An 18118-nucleotide genomic window follows, 5' to 3' on the forward strand; every position below is an offset into this window, starting at 1 on the left:
CTATCAGTGTGGTCGATATTGTCAATGCTGTGCTGTCCAATCTAACATGCTATCTAATACGGTACGGGCAGTATAGGTATTAAGCGCATGATCGGTATTAATCAGTCCGACTACCACATAGTCTTGCCCAGACAAACCTTTGACATAGCCTGCCATCGAGGTGACATTATTTAAGGTACCCGTTTTTATCCAAGCGCGACCGATGGCTTGCGACTTGGGTAAACGGTCACTATGGGCGCTGATGGTGCCACTGACGCCAGCAATGCCTAGCGAGCTCACATAAGCATCAAAGCTTGGTTGGTTGTATGCGTAGGTCAACAGCTCGCTTAAGTTGGCGGCACTGATGCTGCAATCGCGGCAGAGTCCTGAGCCATTGGTCAAATGCGGCGGAGTAGTAGTTAAGTTGGTTTGCCACCACTGATTGATTGATTGCAGCGCTTGCGGATAGTCGGTCGCTGTTGGCTGACCAAATTGATATAAGCTGATTGCTTGATTGTTAATTGTTTTATCGGTATCAGTGCCTTGCTTATTAACGCTTTCTTGATGCGTGTCGTTTTTATTCACATCTGTTTTATAAGCGCCGATAGAAAGCGCTACTTGTTCGGTCATCACGTTATTAGAGAAGTGATTGATATCATAAATCTGCTGCTTAAGGTTTAAAGAAGGATAGCTGACGACGGGCAAGGGTGACATGGCAATCGCTGCCAAACCATGTGGCGATTTTTTCTGTTTATTGGCAGTTTCATTGGCATGATAAGGCGTTTCTTGAGCGATGACTTTGCCACTTAAGGTATTGCCAAGTGTTTGCCATTTAGAGGCAATGACGCGGGCGGCGAAATCTTTGGCATCAGGGTAGGCGACATAAAAAGCATGTTCGCCGCAGCTGTCTGGCAAATTGCTATTAAGCGTTAATTGTGCCGCTTGCCACTGCGGCGCAATACTATAGCGCGCTTGCCCGCAAGCAGCCGAGCGCATATTTATCATGCTTGGCAATTGATAATTTGCCAATTGCGGTGTGTAGGTTAGCTGCGCGCGCGTATTGTCTAGCGGATAGCTCTGAATACCGACACTGCTAAAATTGACCAAAAAACCATCGGGGCTGGCGTTGTAAGGACGTAGTGGCGAGTTGTCAAAGGCTGCAGGGTCTTTGGTGACGTTTTTAAACACACTACTATCGACGATGATATCGCCGTTGATATGGCGGATGCCAGCCGTTTGCACTTTATAAAGCAGTTGCTGTAAGCGTTCGTGGGTCATTTTTGGATCGCCACTGCCTTGAATAATCAAGTCGCCATAGAGCGTATCGCCAATAATAATACCCGTATGATAAACGCGGGTATGCCAAACGAAGTCAGCACCCAATGTATCTAAGGCGATAAAACTTGGCACCAGTTTCATGGTGCTGGCAGGCGTGCGCGCAATATCGGCTTGATGGCTTAATAGCGGTGAAAACGAAATTTTGATAGCGGGATTATGAGCAGTCGATTTGTCGTTATTGTTTTTGCTGCTTTCATTCTTAGTAGGATTTTTGGTGAGTTTTAAAGCGTCATCTGGCAGTAGCGGTGGCACGCTTTCTATACTTTGATAGGTATAAGGGTCATCGGTATAAGCGTGCAGCTGTCTTGCATGTTGCTTAATCGTCTGTTTTTCAATCGTCACTAAGGCGCTTTGATGTACCGTTATTTCTTTAGCATTAATATTATTATTTTGAGTCGTTTGTTTTTGGATGCTTTCAGGTTCAGCAGTGTCATTGCCAGTAGTTAACGATTCTGGCAGATTAGCGGCTTTAGGGCTATCAATTACCTGAATGGGCGCAGGCAAGCGGCTCGCAGTTTTATCACCGACTGGGGTGATGATAATACTAATATCGGTCGCGCTTAAGTTTGCGCGCGTAAGCGCTGTCTGAATCGCTTCTGGCAAAGCCGCTTGCGCACATAGCGGCGTCAGTATAACACTCGCCAATAAGGTCAGTGATGCTAGGTAGTGAGCAGGCTTATGTAGCGTATATGGTTGCTTAGAAAAAGGCGCTAATTTAGCAAAAGCGGTAGGGCGGTTATGAGTCTTAGAAGTGGGTAGCATGAGCGGTCTATTATCAGGTGACAAAAACAGCCTATGGTAACATGAGTTGCTATTTTCACGTAGTATCAGCGTTGGCGTAGGTGCAAAAATGCCATGGCTGTCATGATAGCATCGTTATAAGCATCGTGCGTGCCAAGCTCTGGGATCTCATAATGCGCTAAAATATTGGTCAAGTGCTGTGATTGATTGGGAATACCCTGCGTACGATCGCCCATACGCCGACTGTATAATTGCCGTATATCAATGACCTGGTTCGGTAGCGTGGTGCCCATATAGCGCTTGACCAAAGGATTCAAAAACCCTGTATCTATCTGCGGGCAAAAACCAACTAGCGGTCGATTGTCTATAAAAGGCAGTACTAACGCCAGCATTTCATCGTAGCTCATACCATGCTCAACATCGGCAGTGCGCAGCCCATGAATCACAATGGTATCACGATCAGGCATTACTGGCGGCCGACAAACCAGATGCAGACCGTTACCTGTATCAATGCTATCGCCATTGATATGAATGGCAGCGATAGATAGCAGGTGATGCTTTTTTGGATTGAGTCCTGTCATCTCACAATCAATCGCGACCCATTTATCAGCTAAAGGTTTATTAAACATCGATGCCAGCTCAGGGCGCTGCAAATGGGTCTTTTGCCAATGAGACGATAACTGTTTTAGCCAACGCATCTTATTTTTGCTCCCCTTTATTTTTTCTCGCAGCGTTCTTATCAGCTGACGTATGTATTTTAATTAAACTCTAGCTGATAATGGCGACTTAATTGACCCTTAAAGCTTTTGACCACGGCCAAGCACTCATTTAATAAGTCTCGCTCGAGTGCCGATAAAGTGGTCGGATCAACTTGCCGCGCATGCTTATCATCTGTTGATAGCGCCACTGACAAACGCTGCGCCATAAAAAACTCTAATGCTTCAAGCAAAGTGTCAGCGCGCTGTTGGTTTAAGGCGCGCACTTGTACCAAGGCTTTAAGGCGTCCTTTACTACTCGGCGCATCAAAAATATCGTTTTCTAAGGCTAAAGTACGAATGCCATGCACCAGCGGAAAAATACCAGCTTTTTTAAGATCGATATCGTAGGCGCTTTTTTTACCGCCAAGGAGCGGCACAAACTTTTGCCACCATTGACCGACATCACCAAACTGTAAAGCGGCACGAGCGAACTGACGGACAAACATCAAATCTGACTGGCGATGGGCAATTTTTAAATGCTCGCGCACACTCGTCAGTAGCGATTCATCGCCGCAGACATATTCGCCATCAAATATGGCCGACAAATAAATACTGTGTATCGGGTCGGTATTTCTAAACCATAAGCTAATCTGCGCTTTGAACTGTTTGAGCGGCTGCCGCCACAGCGGATTGGTCATCATGATATTGCCATCGCAAAGCGGATAACCCAAGGTTGCTAAATGATGGTTAAAGGTTTCAGCGAACTGAGCTAAGTCAGAATGGCTATAACCATCACGAATAATCAGCGCATTGTCTTGGTCGGTACGCATGATTTGCTCGCCGCGACCCTCTGAGCCCATGACGATAACGCAAGTGTTTTTCATCACTTCATCAGGTACGATAAGTTGCCACAGTTTGGTAAAAACTTGCGCGTTAAGGGTTTGTACCATACGGCTGACATTACCAATTTTGATACCATTTTGGTGCTGCGCGCGAATATAGCGCCCAATGAGCTCAACCGCAGTAGCCAAGCTCGGCAAATCTTTTGCTTGCTCAATCTGCAGACTAATCAGCTGCGAATGATGACCAATATGAGCGAGCATATCACTTTGCCCAAGCACGCCTGCAACCTCGCCGTTGGCATCAATCACTGGCAGTCTATGGATACGGTAGCGCGTCATGGTCAATAGCGCATCGCCAATCTCGTCGTCCGCATCAATGGTGCGCAGATTGAAACTTGCATAGCGCTGGCAAGGCGTCGTCGCAGGGTTTTGCTGGTCGCTTACCGCGCGGCAGATATCGGTATCGGTTAAAATACCTAACGTACGACCAGAATAGTTATTGGAAGTTTGCGTATTGGCGCTATCAGTAACTAAGCTGCTATCTAGGTTGTTGTCTAAATTTCGGTCTAAGTTTCGGTCTAAATCTGTTTTTAAATCATTATCTAATGTTTGCTTTTCAGCAGGGTGTGATTGGTCGAGCGGCCGCACCAACACATGCTTAAGCCCAGCTTTGGTCATGATATGTGCCGCCTCATAGAGGCTGCTGGTGGCATCAATGATATGCACGGGTAATAAGCTGACATCAATTACAGGCTGCATCATGATTTGCTGCACTTCTTGCTGTTCATTATAGCCATGATAGCTAGCATCTAAGCTTTGCCCGCTGCGCCGCTGCTGTAATGCCTTTAATCGTTCAGGTAAATCTTCTGAGAGTAATTGGCGCACCAAATGATTCTGCGCACTGATTTTATCAACGGTTGCGCCATTGATTTGCAGCAGCAGGGTGTCTTCAATCGCACGAAACTCGTAGGGCGTTACAGTATTCTCGTTCGTAGGGACGCTACTTTTTATAGGTATGAAAGTGGCTGCTTCGTTATCCTCTTCTATAAACGTTTTTGGCAACCGCCGACTGTCAAACCAATCATTACTATTTAGATGGTCGGTATGATTGCTACCCAAATACGTCGCCACGAACTCGCCAGCAAGCAGCTGCTCGATTTGTCCTTTAATGACCACATAAAAATAGCTTAAATCAGCGGCAGATAAACGCTCATCTTTAGCAAGATAACGGATTTGGGTATTTTTTCTGACGCTTTGGCGTTCAGCCGCGCTTAATACGTCAAAAGGTGGCTGGGTAAAATCAAGATGGGGCATGGCATCATCCTTGATGGCATATTTAACAAAATTTTTGGAAGAGGGATTTTATGAGTGATAAGGATATATAAAAAAGTGTCGCGTTATTTCTACTATAGCATTGTTTAATCGGCAAGATAGCAAGAAACCACACATAACCATGATAATATTGTGGTTATGTGTGGTTCTCTGATACTATGTTGAATATTGAGGTGTTATTTATTGTTTAATACTTAGGTTTTCTGGCCAATGTTTGAGACAGGTTTTTAAACTAAGCATTTAAACTCAGTCTTTAAAAATGTTGTTTCAGCGGCAAGTTAAGCGCCAAGTAATTGACGGATACGATTGATGGCTTCACGGCTTTCCTCAACGCTGGCAACCAAGGCAATGCGCACATAACCTTGCCCAGGATTTTTACCATTGACCTCGCGTGACAGATAACGCCCAGCCAGCGCGTGAATATTTGCTTGCTCATATAAAGCTTTGACAAAGATTTCGTCGTCGCCATTAAATTGCTCAGGCACTTTTACCCAAAAGTAAAAACCCGCCTCTGGCATGCGTAAATCAAGCAATTCGCCAAGCTCGGACATCCATAAGGCGAATTTTTCTTGATAAAGCGCTCGATTACGCGCCACGTGCTTTTCATCTTCCCAAGCAGCGATGGAAGCCAGCTGATGCGGTATCGGCATTGCACAGCCCTGATAAGTGCGATATTGCAAATAAGGCTGCAAAATATTGGCGTCACCGGCCACAAAGCCTGAGCGCAGGCCGGGCAAGTTTGAACGCTTGGATAAAGAGTGAAATACCACGCAATTTTTAAAGTTATGACGACCGAGCGCCGCGCAAGCTTGCAGCAGGCCAATCGGCGCGCGATCAAAATACAGCTCGCTATAGCACTCGTCGCTGGCAATGATAAAGCCGTACTGGTCGGATAAACGCAGTAAGTGTTCCCAATCATCCATGGTCATGACGGAACCGGTTGGATTATTTGGGCTACAGACAAACAATAGCTGCGTGCGCGTCCAAACGTCCCTCGGTACCGCGCGATAGTCACCTTTAAATTCATTATCAATGCTGCAAGGCATAAAGTACGGCGTCGCTTGCGCGAGTATGGCAGCGCCCTCGTATATCTGATAAAACGGATTGGGCATCACAATGGTTGGTGCCTCATCTGCTTTTTGCAAGGGCTGCGCGCTTGGCTGATTATGAGCTGCCAGTTGATTGGTTTCGTCTTCGGACAACTCGGTTTGTGGATGGTCAATAACCGCTTGCACCAAGCTAAAAATCGCCTCGCGCGTACCCATAACCGGCAATACTTGCGTATGCGGGTCGAGATGATTGAGAAAGAAGCGCTTTTCTAACCAGTGAGCGATGGTTTGACGCAGCTCAAACAGCCCGTTGGTGGTTGGATATTGGCTTATTTTGTCCAAGTTTTCGCGTAGGACGTCCAACACAAATGCTGGCGGCTCGTGTTTTGGCTCTCCAATACCGAGCTTAATTTCACTATAGTTATAGGCTGGCGTACTGTCCGCGAGTAAAGTCGCCATCTTAGCGAACGGATAAGGGTGCAGAGTCGTCAAGTTGTGATTCATAGGTAGGCTAACTATAATAGACAATTAATAATAAAGTGATAAAGAAAAATTACATTTAAGCAGTGTAGCACTTCTCTTATTTTTTGTCTTTTTTCTTCTCAGACGGTTTATTGTTGAGTTAAAACCAGCACTTAAAGCAATTTATACGGTGAATAACCTTGCATAGCGCTTGTTTTTTAGACGGTAACCCGTATTGAGATTGGCCAATTTTAATAATGCGATTAAGTATAGATAAAATTAAAATAGCGTCATTTATTAACCAAGCAAAAAATAACTGTCCGTAAAAACGTCAGATTATTTAAGGAAACTTGATATGTCTAGTGTTTTAAAAACCGATGAGCGTGGCGCTAAAGATATCAATGTGCAACAATTTGAGGGTAGCCAGCGTGTTGAGCTATACGAGCAACTAAAACAGCGCGAGCACAATTGGTGGCATGCGCGGCAGCAGTTGACGCTGTTAAAAGAGCGGCAGATGTTTTGGTTTGGCGATAACAGCTTTATGATGTGGCTGCTCTGGCAATTGGTCAGCTATGTGGTGGTGGCGATGGTGCTTATGCTCCTGAGCAAACTGTCAAACATCTCATTGCCTTTATGGCAGTATATGGGTTTATTTGCGGTACAGACGCTGATTTTTATTGTCATGTTGGGCTTTAAGGGCCGTATGGCCACGCATTTACAAAATAAGATCAATCAAGTCGATGTCTTGCGTGAAGAAGCGCTTAACGAGATGACCATTTTGGCCGCTGACACGCTTTATAATGATGTGCATGCCAAAGCCCCGATTTCCTTACAGCAAATCTTTGAGTACTACGACGGCGAATTTCATTTAGCCAGTTTGCATCGTCTGCTACAAAAAGAGGTGGACACTGGGCGCTTGATGCTTGGGCAGCAGCAAGTAGAAGCAGAGATTTTGCCGTTGGAGCTTGCCGATGAGGAGCTTAAAGAGATGGCAAGCGAGATGGTCTATAAAAGCGTCTTATAAAGTATGCGTTTAATATAAGTAGCTTATAAATATTTGGTCAAAAGCTATCGTTGATATTTCGTCTTAAAAAAATGCTTTATCGTTGAAGGTTAACGATAAAGCGTTTTTCGTATTTATAATTTAGCTTCTAACGATTAACTTCTAACATAAGCAGCTATATAGCAATTAACCATCGTTACGAATGCTCAGGCTTGCTATCAATGCCGCCTTCAATGTCTCAAGTTTATCCGCCGACAATGCCTGATCGTTTTGATCGCTGATATAAAACATATCTTCTGCGCGCTCGCCTAACGTGGTAATACGGGCGGCATGCACTTCAATTTGTTGTTGTAAAAACACCTGACCAACGCGGGCCAGTAAGCCTGGTTGATCAAGCGTCTCTAAGCTCATGATATGCTGATTTGAGGCTTCATTAAACTCAAAGTGAATCGTCGTAGCAACATCGAAATGTCGCAACTGGCGCGGCATTTTTCTATTGGTAAGCTTGGGCACCGTCGGATTTTTAAAGGCGTCGATTAAGCGCTGTTTAAGCTCTTGTTGGCTGTCTGTATCGACCAATAACGTGCCGCTGCGGTCGAGCAGCACGTAGGAATCTAAGGCAAAATCACGCGTTGCGGTAATGATGCGGGCATCCAAAACATCGAGATTCATTTGGTCAAATACCGCCATGGTAACGGCAAATAAATTGACCTGATCTTGGGTATAAACAAACACTTGCACCGCATCAAGTGCCAGCTCGCGATGCTCACGTAACACGACCAAGGGCTGACTATTGGCATCGGAGGCGCGGCCGATGGGCGGATGGTTTAAGATGGCTTCAGTATGCCACAAGATATCTTCTGCGATCTCGCGCAAAAAATACTCATCGCCCAAGTCATCCCATAACCTTAAAACCTCTTCGCGATTCATGTGCTGATTATCGACATTATCAAGCATCGCCAGCGCCTGTTTGCGCGTGGCTTTAATCATATCTTGGCGGTTGGTTGGGGCGTCAATATCAGCGCGCAGGATACGCCGTGTTTGTGAATACAGCTGCTTCATCAAGGTTGCGCGCCAGCTGTTCCAAAGCTGGGGATTGGTGGCATTCATATCGGCGACCGTCAGCACATACAGATGGTTTAAATGGGTGACATTTCCGACTAAATCGGCAAATAGCGTCACCACTTCTGGGTCTGAGATGTCCTTTTTCTGCGCTGTCATCGACATCAGCAAATGATAGCGGGTCAACCAGCCGACCAAATGCGCGTCCGCAGTACTCATGCCATGAGCAAGACAAAACTCAATCGCTTCTGTTTCGCCAAGCTGGCTATGATTACCGCCGCGGCCTTTAGCGATATCATGAAACATCGCCGCCAGCACCAAAATCTCTTTGCGCTCGATACGCTGAAAGATAGAGCTGACCAGTGGAAAGTCCTCAAAAAAGCGCGGATCGGTAAAGCGGTGCAAAATACGAATCAAAAATAACGTATGCGCATCAACGGTATAACGATGAAATAAATCGTACTGCATCAGCCCCGTTACTTGCGCAAAAGCTGGGATATAGCTGCCCAAAACGCCGTAACGATTCATGGTACGCAGGCGATGAAATAAATAATTTTGCTCTTTTAAATTGGCTAAAAATAGCGCTTGATGCGACGGGTTGTCTCTATACGCTTGATCGATGCCGCGCGCCGCTATTTTTAACGCACGCAAGGTATGGGTACGGACGTTTTTGATACCGTATTGACCCATCAGCAAAAACATCTCTAAAATCGCCTCAGGGTGCTGAGCAAAGACGCGATGATGCGATATTGCAATCTGTTCGCCGACTCGGTTAAAGCGGGCGTTAATCGGATGTTTTTTTGGTCGTTCTTCATCCGGCAGTTGCGGCTCGATAATGGTCTCATAATAATGATTGGTCAGCATCTCAGATAGCGTCGATATCTGCATGGCACAGCGATAATAATCGCGCATAAAGCGCTCAACGGCAGCATTTGGTTGGTCGTCAGGCTGCGTCTCATAGCCCATCATTTGCGCAATTTCACGCTGATAATCAAATAGCAGCTTGTTTTCATTGCGCCCAGTCAGCTCATGCAAATAATGGCGGATTTGCCATAAATAACCTTCGGCAAAGTTAAGCTCATCAAACTCTTTTTCGGTCAAAAAGTTTTGCTGCACCAGGTCATAAAGCTTACTGACGCGAAAGTAGCGTTTGGTCACCCAACCAATAATATGAATGTCACGCAGACCACCGGGCGCCGTTTTAATGTTAGGCTCAAGATTGTACTCGGTGGCATTGTGCTGCAAATAACGCGCTTTTGCTTCAGCGATTTTCACCTCATAAAAATCACGTGGCGACCACTGGGTATTGACGATTCTATGGGGCACATCTTGCAATGCTTCATTGCCGACTAACAACCGCGCCTCTAGTAAAGTACTGGCAACGGTGTGGTCGAGCGCCGCCTCCAAGCATTCGCTGACGCTGCGCACCGATAGGGCAGGCTCAAGTCCAATATCCCACAATAGTGCCACTAAATTATCGATTTTCTCTTTATTATCAGCCGCAATCTCGTCTGGCGTTAGCAGCAAAATATCGACATCTGAATATAACGACAGCTCACCGCGGCCATAACCGCCAGTGGCAAATAATGCTAAGTCCGTTTTATCAAGCTCAAACCATTTGAACAACGCAATGAGTAACTCATCGATGACACAGGCACGAGCCGCTACCAATTGGCGGATATTGACGCCGCGTTCGAGCTCGCGGCTGATATCGTCATTGATTTGAATCAGCCATTCAGCAATACTCTGTTCGGAAATACTGTGCTTAGAAATACTGTGCTTAGAAATATTTTGCTCGCGATTACTGAGCGACGTCGCGCTATCGGTTGTAGTGCTATGGTCTGATAATAGAGGCATAGGCGTCAAATCAATGGTCGCGACATCACAAGTAAACATGAAGGGTATCCGATTAAGAGGTTGTAAATAGAGGCGCTAAAAAAATGGGTGAATGCAAATATCACGCTGAAAAACAAAAAATAGCACCGCCAATATGCCTGAATTTTCAGGCAAAAAAAAGACCGCCTAGGCGATCTTTTTAAGTATTACTGGGTCAAAAAGCTTAAGTCTTCTTCGGGGCGCGTAGTAAAGACTTCACAGCCATTGTCCGTCACCACCATGGTATGTTCCCACTGTGCTGACAGCTTGCGGTCTTTAGTAATCGCCGTCCATTCGTCCGGTAAAATTTTGGTCTGCCACGTGCCTTGGTTAATCATCGGCTCAATGGTAAAAGTCATACCGGTTTTTAGCTCAAAGCCTGTGCCTTTTTTACCATAGTGCATGACTTGCGGCTCGTGATGGAATTCATTACTAATACCGTGACCACAGAACTCGCGCACGATACTAAAGCGCTCAGGCTCGACCACTTCTTGAATAGCCGCACCGACATCGCCTAAGCGCGCGCCATTTTTGACCACGCTCATACCGGCATAAAGGGCTTCTTGTGCCACTTTGCAAATACGCTGCGCCATGATAGAGCCATTGCCGACAATCCACATTTTCGAAGTATCGCCGTAATAGCCATCTTTGATAACCGTGACATCAATATTGATGATATCGCCATCTTTTAGTAGTTTATTGTCGGTTGGAATACCGTGACAAACCACATGGTTGACAGAGGTACAGATAGATTTTGGGAAGCCATTATAGTTAAGGGGCGCAGGAATCGCTTCTTGCACATTAACGATATAATCGTGAGCGATTTGGTTCAATGCTTCGGTACTGACGCCAACTTTGACGTGCTCATCGAGCATTACAAGCACATCGCTGGCAAGTTTACCGGCCACGCGCATTTTTTCTATGGCTTCAGGAGATTGGATAAGGGATTTTTTGGTCATCATAGTCGTACTTATAGTTATAGAATTTAGGTAGGCAATTATACCATAAATGCAAGCGTCGCTGTTCTGCTAACCCTTAGCAACTTTGTACGCATTTATCAAGCCTAGCGTTATAGTGATATTAACTGTCTCAGCTTATTTATATGTAGATACGTGACTATAAAGTCATGGAAATATGACACATATGTCAAAAAGCAGTTGAATGTTGTAGATGATAGAAGTATTGTAATTTTGTTTGCTAAATGAATTGGCAACGATTTTTAGCGCTTAGTGCAGGATGCAATAGCTAAACGTTAAAGAAGAATAAACGTTAAAGATAAGCCGCATAAAAATGGCTTCACACTTTTATTTTACAATAACAAGGAAGTTGTTATGACTCTAAAATCTCGCCTGCGCGCTGCCATAATGCCCAGCGCCTTTCTACCTTCACTTGGCGCTATTGCTGTCGGTGTGCTCCTCATGACCTTACAAACCACTTCTGCTCAAGCAGCGGGACAATTTTATAATTGCGCCAATGCCACCGGCTGTAAAATGGTCGATAGCAAATTTTTCACCTCAAAACATACTGATACCAAATATCCCATTGTCATGACTCATGGTCTGGTCGGCTTTACCAAGCTACTCGGTGTCGATTACTTTTATGGCATTCCGCAAACCCTGATGAGTGGCGGCTCAAAAGTCTACGCGACCAAGACCTCTTCTTTTAATGATAGCCGAGTGCGCGGCGAGCAGCTACTACAGCAAGTAAAAACCATTAGCGCGATATCTGGTAGCCCCAAGGTGAACTTAATCGGGCATAGTCATGGCGGGCATGATATTCGTTATGTTGCTGCTGTTGAGCCAAAGTATGTGGCGTCAGTGACGGCAGTTGCCAGCCCAGAGCAAGGGGCGGCATTAGCCGATTGGGTGGTTGAGCAGATTGATAATGACAGAGTCAATGGTGAGTATAATACTGCTACCAAAGCCGCGCTTACCTTGTTTGGTTTCTTAGGTAATTTTATGGATTTAAACGCTGGCATCCCTATCGATAAGCTGCAAGAGCAAGACGGGTTTGGTGCGGTTACCGCCTTATCAACTGACTATATGGCGGATTTTAACCGCGAGTTCCCAGCGGCCATGCCTTCAAGCTATTGTGGTCAACCAAAAGATACCAAGGTAAACGGTATCAACTACTATTCATTCAGTGGTGTCGGGCAAGTAACCAATGCGCTAGACCCGATGGATTATGTGTTATTAGCGACCTCACAAGTATTTAAAAATGACCCAAATGATGGGTTGGTTTCTGCTTGTTCAAGCCGTCTAGGTCATGTCATCCGCGATGATTACAAAATGAATCATATGGATTCGGTCAATCAACTATTAGGCTTGGTCGCATGGGGACAACCTAATCCTAAAACTGTTTATCGCGAACAGGTTAACCGTTTAAAAAATGCCAATTTATAAAACCAATTTCTAAATTTAGTAATTAAATTTAATTATTAAGGCTTAAATGTAAATTAGCAAATAAACCGCTTTTGCCTAAAAGGGTCACTATGTAACGGGCCCTTTTATTTTGCCCCATTTTATGAATAGTAAATTCCTTATAAACCGCTTGATTAAATAAGATAGTGTCGTTATGCCAACTAAGCGCCGTTCACCATTTTTGCTCATCATTATCGCCGTGATAATCATTTTAGTTGTGGCGATTATTTGGTGGTTTAAGCCCGATAATGCTCGCAAACCTTTTTCTCAAACAGAGTCTACGGCGCTGAATAGCCAAGCCAATGTCAGCATCATAGACGAGGCGAATGTTAATAATAATGTTGGCACGTTCGCTAAGCAAGACGCTTCTCAATTTACGACGGGTCTTGAGAATTTACCGCGCTCCTTGCAAGGAACGGAGGTCGATGGAGAGATTATCATTGATGAAAATAAACAGCTGGTCGTCACCGAAGGGCTACGGCGTTTATTTGATTATTTTCTGTCAGCGCTAGGCGAAGAGGACGAAGCGGTTGTTTATGCGCGGGTGGAGAGTTATATCCGCAGTCATACGCCAGAGCCTGCCGCCAGCCAAGCGATGAAGATATTTGACCAGTACATCGCCTATCTTAAAGCGATTCCTGCAATAGAAAGCCGTTATGGCAATCTGCAACTACAGGCGACCAAAAATGGCGAGCTGGATTTAAGTGTGGTGGCGCAGCAGCAGCAAGATGTTGCCAAATTACGCCAGCAGTATTTTGATAAAAATACTATCACCGCCTTTTTTGGCGCAGAAGATGAATATGATGATTATAGTATGGCGATGGTCAAAATTAACCAAGATAAGCAAATGTCTGACGCCCAAAAAAAAGCGGCAAAGCAAGATTATATTAGCCGGATGCCCAATAATGCGACCAAAGCCAACATCGCTCAGCAGGCGAATCTGGAGGAGTTACTTAGTCGTACAGAGCAGCTGCAAGCAATGGGTGCAACGGCTGAAGAGTTATATAATATGCGTCGTGAGTTGGTTGGCGCGCCAGCAGCAGCAAGGCTTGCGCAGGTCGATCAACAAGATGCTCATTTTGATCAGCGTTTTAAGCAGTATCAAGCTCAAAAACAGCAGCTACTAAGTCAAAGCGCTGATAAAACGCAAGCGCAAGCCCGAATCAGTCAAATGGAGCAGCAATTATTTAATGAGACTGAACGCAAACGTTTGGCAGGTTATGCCGCTTTGCAACAACAAAAGGCTGCAACTCCCAATTAAATCCGATGTTAATTTTTAGGTAAAAATAAAAAGTATTTAACGGTGAAATTGAATTATCAGCACTCTAAATAGTGTTATTAGCTAAAGTGCTAGCAGGGAATAGGTATTGTAACAAGGTATGTTAGCAAAAAAGCTATAAAGTAGAACAAATATAGCGGTAATTGGTACTCAATCTATCATGACAGGCTTATGAAAAATGGGCATAATAACCTCACTGTTTAGACTAACGATAAAAACACATTAAGCAGAGCACATTAACCTGAGAAAATGCTGCTTAATATGATAAAAACAATATTTTTTTACCTTTGCACTCTTATTTTTATATTTGAAACCTCTAGGAGTTTATATGAAAAACATGACTAAAATGATGATGGCTGCTACCCTTGCGGTTGGTACACTTGCTGCTGCTGGCTGCCAAACCACACCTAGCGTGACCGCGCCTGTGACCCAGCCAATTACTGTTGACGCCCTACAAGCGTATAACTGGCAGCTTGTCGATGCTAAGCGCACTAATGGCGACAAAGTTAGCCAATTATTCTTTGATCCAAGCAAACCATTGACGCTTAATTTTTTTAAAGATAACGGTAATGACCGCGTGAGCTTTATCAATACCTGCAATAATATGGGTGCCAACTATAGTGTGGTAAATGGCAATGTCGTACTCGGTAATGTTTTATCAACAATGATGGCGTGCCCTGAGCCACAAGCCAGCTTTGATACAGCGACACTTGCAACGGTACAAGGTAAATATAGCATTAATAAGAATGCCAATAACACACCTATCTTGACGATTACTAATAGCAATCAAGTGGCTCATTTTAAAGCCGTTTCTAAATAAGTTAATCGTTTAATATAAACGTTTTAAAATCTGACCATTTAAAAATGCCTCACTAAACAGTGGGGCATTTTTTTTATCTAAAATTCGTGACGCTTTCCGCTACACTGTCATAAGTCGCTAAGGTCAAATGTTTAAGCCATTAAGATATTTCTTATGCCATCAACTTTTTAACCTTATCAAAACTCTCATTTTGTATTTATCAGCATTTTATTGGATGTCATTTATGTTAGAAATATTTGGAGAAAAATCAACTGTCAACCTACGCACAATAACTGGCATCACGGCGATAACGGCTTTTGGTCTATTAACGGGCTGTCAAACGTTGCCAAGTACGATGGCTAAAGCGAATCATGCAACCAAAACACCTATTGATACAAGTGCGAGTAATCCTCTAACGGCGCGCATGCCAGCGATAGATCGGCAAGGGCGCATCGCTTATGTCGAAGAGCAGGGAGCAGGCGCAGCAAAGATATCAACGCTATATAGCATTCGTCCTGATGGTAGCGACCGCCAATTGATAGATCAGTTGAATGGTTATATTTATGCGCCAGCGTGGTCTGCGGATGGTCAAATGATCGTCTATAGCAAACAAGTCGCGCGCCAGTCTCCCAAGATTTATACTTATGATCGCAACAGCAACACCCAAAATTTAATCGTCAATACTGAGGGCAGTAACTTATCAGCATCATTTTCACCTAATGGGCAAAAACTGCTTTATAGCTCAACCGTCGGCGGCAATGCTGATATCTATGAGATGCGCTTAAGTGACGGGCATACCAAACAGCTCACAACCTTACCGAGCACAGAAGTGCAGCCAAGCTATGCAAACGATGGGCAAAGCTTTGTTTATACCAGCGATAAAGTCCGCGCTGGTCGTCCCAGTATTTATCGTTATCACTTTGCTACCGGTAAGGCGACATTGATACCGACCGCAGGCTATGCGGCCAGTCCGCAACTGAGCTTGGATGGACAGTATTTAGCCTATCTTAATGGTCGTAAGGCGGCGGTAATGACACTTGTGACAGGGCAAGTAATTAATCTAGCTGAGACAGGACTTGATGAGCCCGCGCGTCTGTCGCCTTCTGCACAGTACGCCGTTTATCCCACAAAGCTTTCGCAAGTGAGCGGTCAAAATGGTAGCAGTTTAGTGATTCATTCTTTAGCTGGCCATTCAAGCTACGCGATTAGCAGTAAGACGGGCGGCGTTGTGCGCTCACCGATTTGGGGTCGGTAAAAAATTTTTAATGTAAAGGTAAATATCATGGCGCACAAAAAAGTAAACCTACCGCAAAAAATCTGCCCTGTTTGCCAGCGACCGTTTACGTGGCGCAAAAAGTGGGAGAGGGATTGGGAGCAGGTGACTTATTGTTCTGAAAAGTGTCGGCGAGGGAAGGTAAATAATGAATATTAATGACTCAAAGAGTTTAGCCACTTATTAAAGTGGCTAAACTTTACTTTCAAAATTACAATTGGTTTTGATCATTACTGGCGCTGAAAATGGAAAAACTCATCATCGTCTATGATGCCATTCTTATTTTCATCAACTTCAAGCGTCAGTCGTTTATCATTTACTCTTACATACCGAGATAGAGCATCTGACAATCCAGTACTACCATTGTTATCTAGTATTTGATTAACTGTTAATGCTCCTGTTATGCCATTGATAGTATAGTTTCCCCACTCCATACCGGATATTTCTTTATCCATATTATCGAAAGGTGGTGCATTGTCGACTTCCATGTGAACATAGGTGCCATCATCGAAAAATGCTAATGCCAATAGCTCATTGTTAGTGTCTTTATTTCTCCAAAGTCCTACTATTTTTTCAGACTTGGCCTTTTCGAATTTAAAAGACTCATCATTATCTATTGCACCATTTCTATTTTCATCAACTTCCAGAGTCAGGGTGTCACCAGATATTCGAGCGTATCGGATAAGAATATCTGATAATCCAGTGTCGCCATTATTATCGAAAATCTGATTTACTTTTAATTCTCCTGTTTTATCATTTAAAGTAAATCTACCCCATTCCATACCAGACTTCTCATTATTAGGGTTGTCAAAAGGTGGCCTTTCGTCAACTTCCATATGAACATAGGTGCCGTCATCAAAGAATGCTAACGCTAATAAATCATTGCTAGTATCTTTATTTTCCCAAAGCCCTATAAGTTTTTTAGACGTTGGCATTACAATAGGTCTGTTTTTCGAAAAATCAAAGGATTCATTTTCATCTATAACGCCATTCTGATTCTCATCAACGTCAAGTGTAAGTTCGCCACTAGATGCTTTAAGGTAGCGTGTAAGAGGTTCTGAAAATCCTGAGATACCATTATCATCAAAGATTTGACTGGTTTCCAATCTATCCGTGTTAGCGTCAACGGTATAATTACCCCACTCCATACCGTTTTCTGGGTTATCTAATGATTTTTCTGCATCAACTTTAAGCTGAATATAAGTACCATCTTCAAAAAAAGCAACTGACTCTAACTCGTCCTCTGTTTCCTCGCCTCTCCAAATTCCTAAATATCCGTCATTTTTAGCTTTTGAGAAACTGAAAGACTCATTGCTATCTATAACGCCATTATTATTCTCATCAATCTGAATGGTAAGTATCCCTTCAGATACTGAAATATACTGAGTCAGGTTTTCTGATAGACCGTTTTCACCATTATCATCGAAAATTTGATTAACCTTCAATGCTCCTGTTTTATTGTCTATAGTATATTTCCCCCACTCCATGCCATCATTTGCAACGTTTCCTGACTGGATTGTAAAAGCTTGTCTTAATAGAGGTTCAGGCTTGTTTTCTACCTCTACATGAATATAAGAACCATCTTCGAAGAAAGCTAGAGCCAAAAGATCACTTTCGGTATCATTGCTAGTCCAAAGTCCTGTCATTTCAGATTTAATATCAGGTGGCTGTGAAGGTGGCTGATAGGAATCGGAATCATCATTACATCCTTGTAAGAGCAGAGAAGTAGTGATGGCTAATAATGCTAATTTAAATGATTTCATTTTTTATCTCTCCTTGAATGAAAAATGTAAAATCTTGGCGGCTATACAAACGACGTCCTTGTCCCTTCTTTTTTAAAGTATTTAATTTTTATTATATATAAATGTTTTTTTATGAATATAACAAATATTTTTAGTGAATCCAACCAAAAAAAGTATTTATGCGTTTTAATAGCTTAAAAAGGTCGGTAAGTAACGTTAGTATT

Annotated in this window: 13 protein-coding genes; 6 read left to right on the forward strand and 7 right to left on the reverse strand. The window is 43.8% G+C overall.

Going from position 1 to position 18118, the window contains the following annotated elements; genetic code table 11:
* Nucleotides 1-21: 21 nt before the first annotated feature.
* The 4 genes from RAH45_RS02590 to dapC form a co-directional block, all read right to left on the reverse strand.
* Nucleotides 22-2079 carry a D-alanyl-D-alanine carboxypeptidase/D-alanyl-D-alanine-endopeptidase gene (locus RAH45_RS02590; protein WP_191691648.1) on the reverse strand — a complete coding sequence of 686 codons (2058 nt, stop codon included), beginning with the start codon at nucleotides 2077-2079 and terminating at the stop codon, nucleotides 22-24.
* A 65-nt stretch (nucleotides 2080-2144) separates the two neighbouring features.
* Nucleotides 2145-2756 carry a 3'-5' exonuclease gene (locus tag RAH45_RS02595; protein WP_191691650.1) on the reverse strand — a complete coding sequence of 204 codons (612 nt, stop codon included), beginning with the start codon at nucleotides 2754-2756 and terminating at the stop codon, nucleotides 2145-2147.
* A gap of 59 nt (nucleotides 2757-2815) precedes the next feature.
* The gene (locus RAH45_RS02600; protein WP_191691652.1) at nucleotides 2816-4912 is read right to left on the reverse strand and encodes a DUF294 nucleotidyltransferase-like domain-containing protein; all 2097 of its coding nucleotides are present in this window, start codon (nucleotides 4910-4912) and stop codon (nucleotides 2816-2818) included.
* Between the two features lie 296 nt (nucleotides 4913-5208).
* The gene (dapC, locus tag RAH45_RS02605) at nucleotides 5209-6483 is read right to left on the reverse strand and encodes a succinyldiaminopimelate transaminase (RefSeq protein WP_191691654.1); all 1275 of its coding nucleotides are present in this window, start codon (nucleotides 6481-6483) and stop codon (nucleotides 5209-5211) included.
* A 313-nt stretch (nucleotides 6484-6796) separates the two neighbouring features.
* Here dapC and RAH45_RS02610 point away from each other — a divergent pair, with 313 nt between their 5' ends.
* Complete coding sequence (locus RAH45_RS02610; protein ID WP_068406706.1) at nucleotides 6797-7465, forward strand: hypothetical protein; 669 nt, start codon at nucleotides 6797-6799, stop codon at nucleotides 7463-7465.
* Between the two features lie 165 nt (nucleotides 7466-7630).
* Here RAH45_RS02610 and glnD read toward each other — a convergent pair whose 3' ends face one another.
* Both glnD and map read right to left on the reverse strand, forming a co-directional pair.
* Nucleotides 7631-10402 carry a [protein-PII] uridylyltransferase gene (glnD, locus tag RAH45_RS02615; protein ID WP_068406703.1) on the reverse strand — a complete coding sequence of 924 codons (2772 nt, stop codon included), beginning with the start codon at nucleotides 10400-10402 and terminating at the stop codon, nucleotides 7631-7633.
* Between the two features lie 146 nt (nucleotides 10403-10548).
* Nucleotides 10549-11340, reverse strand: coding sequence for a type I methionyl aminopeptidase (gene map / locus RAH45_RS02620; RefSeq protein ID WP_369811258.1), 792 nt, complete (start codon nucleotides 11338-11340; stop codon nucleotides 10549-10551).
* Between the two features lie 372 nt (nucleotides 11341-11712).
* Here map and RAH45_RS02625 point away from each other — a divergent pair, with 372 nt between their 5' ends.
* The 5 genes from RAH45_RS02625 to RAH45_RS02645 all read left to right on the forward strand — a co-directional run bounded on the left by RAH45_RS02625 (nucleotide 11713) and on the right by RAH45_RS02645 (nucleotide 16311).
* Nucleotides 11713-12783, forward strand: coding sequence for a lipase family alpha/beta hydrolase (locus tag RAH45_RS02625; protein ID WP_068406697.1), 1071 nt, complete (start codon nucleotides 11713-11715; stop codon nucleotides 12781-12783).
* Nucleotides 12784-12955: 172 nt separating this feature from the next.
* Complete coding sequence (locus RAH45_RS02630) at nucleotides 12956-14062, forward strand: lipase secretion chaperone (protein ID WP_068406695.1); 1107 nt, start codon at nucleotides 12956-12958, stop codon at nucleotides 14060-14062.
* Between the two features lie 346 nt (nucleotides 14063-14408).
* Nucleotides 14409-14900, forward strand: a complete 492-nt coding sequence (locus tag RAH45_RS02635) for an META domain-containing protein (protein WP_068408557.1) — start codon at nucleotides 14409-14411, stop codon at nucleotides 14898-14900.
* A gap of 223 nt (nucleotides 14901-15123) precedes the next feature.
* Nucleotides 15124-16134 carry a beta-propeller domain-containing protein gene (locus RAH45_RS02640; RefSeq protein WP_191691658.1) on the forward strand — a complete coding sequence of 337 codons (1011 nt, stop codon included), beginning with the start codon at nucleotides 15124-15126 and terminating at the stop codon, nucleotides 16132-16134.
* Nucleotides 16135-16161: 27 nt separating this feature from the next.
* Nucleotides 16162-16311 carry a DUF2256 domain-containing protein gene (locus RAH45_RS02645; protein ID WP_082894404.1) on the forward strand — a complete coding sequence of 50 codons (150 nt, stop codon included), beginning with the start codon at nucleotides 16162-16164 and terminating at the stop codon, nucleotides 16309-16311.
* A 71-nt stretch (nucleotides 16312-16382) separates the two neighbouring features.
* On the opposite strand, the gene RAH45_RS02650 is transcribed toward RAH45_RS02645, so the two are convergent.
* Nucleotides 16383-17915, reverse strand: coding sequence for a hypothetical protein (locus RAH45_RS02650; RefSeq protein WP_191691660.1), 1533 nt, complete (start codon nucleotides 17913-17915; stop codon nucleotides 16383-16385).
* Nucleotides 17916-18118 lie beyond the last annotated feature (203 nt).

The organism is Psychrobacter sp. van23A (assembly GCF_030845275.1).
Lineage (GTDB): Bacteria > Pseudomonadota > Gammaproteobacteria > Pseudomonadales > Moraxellaceae > Psychrobacter > Psychrobacter faecalis.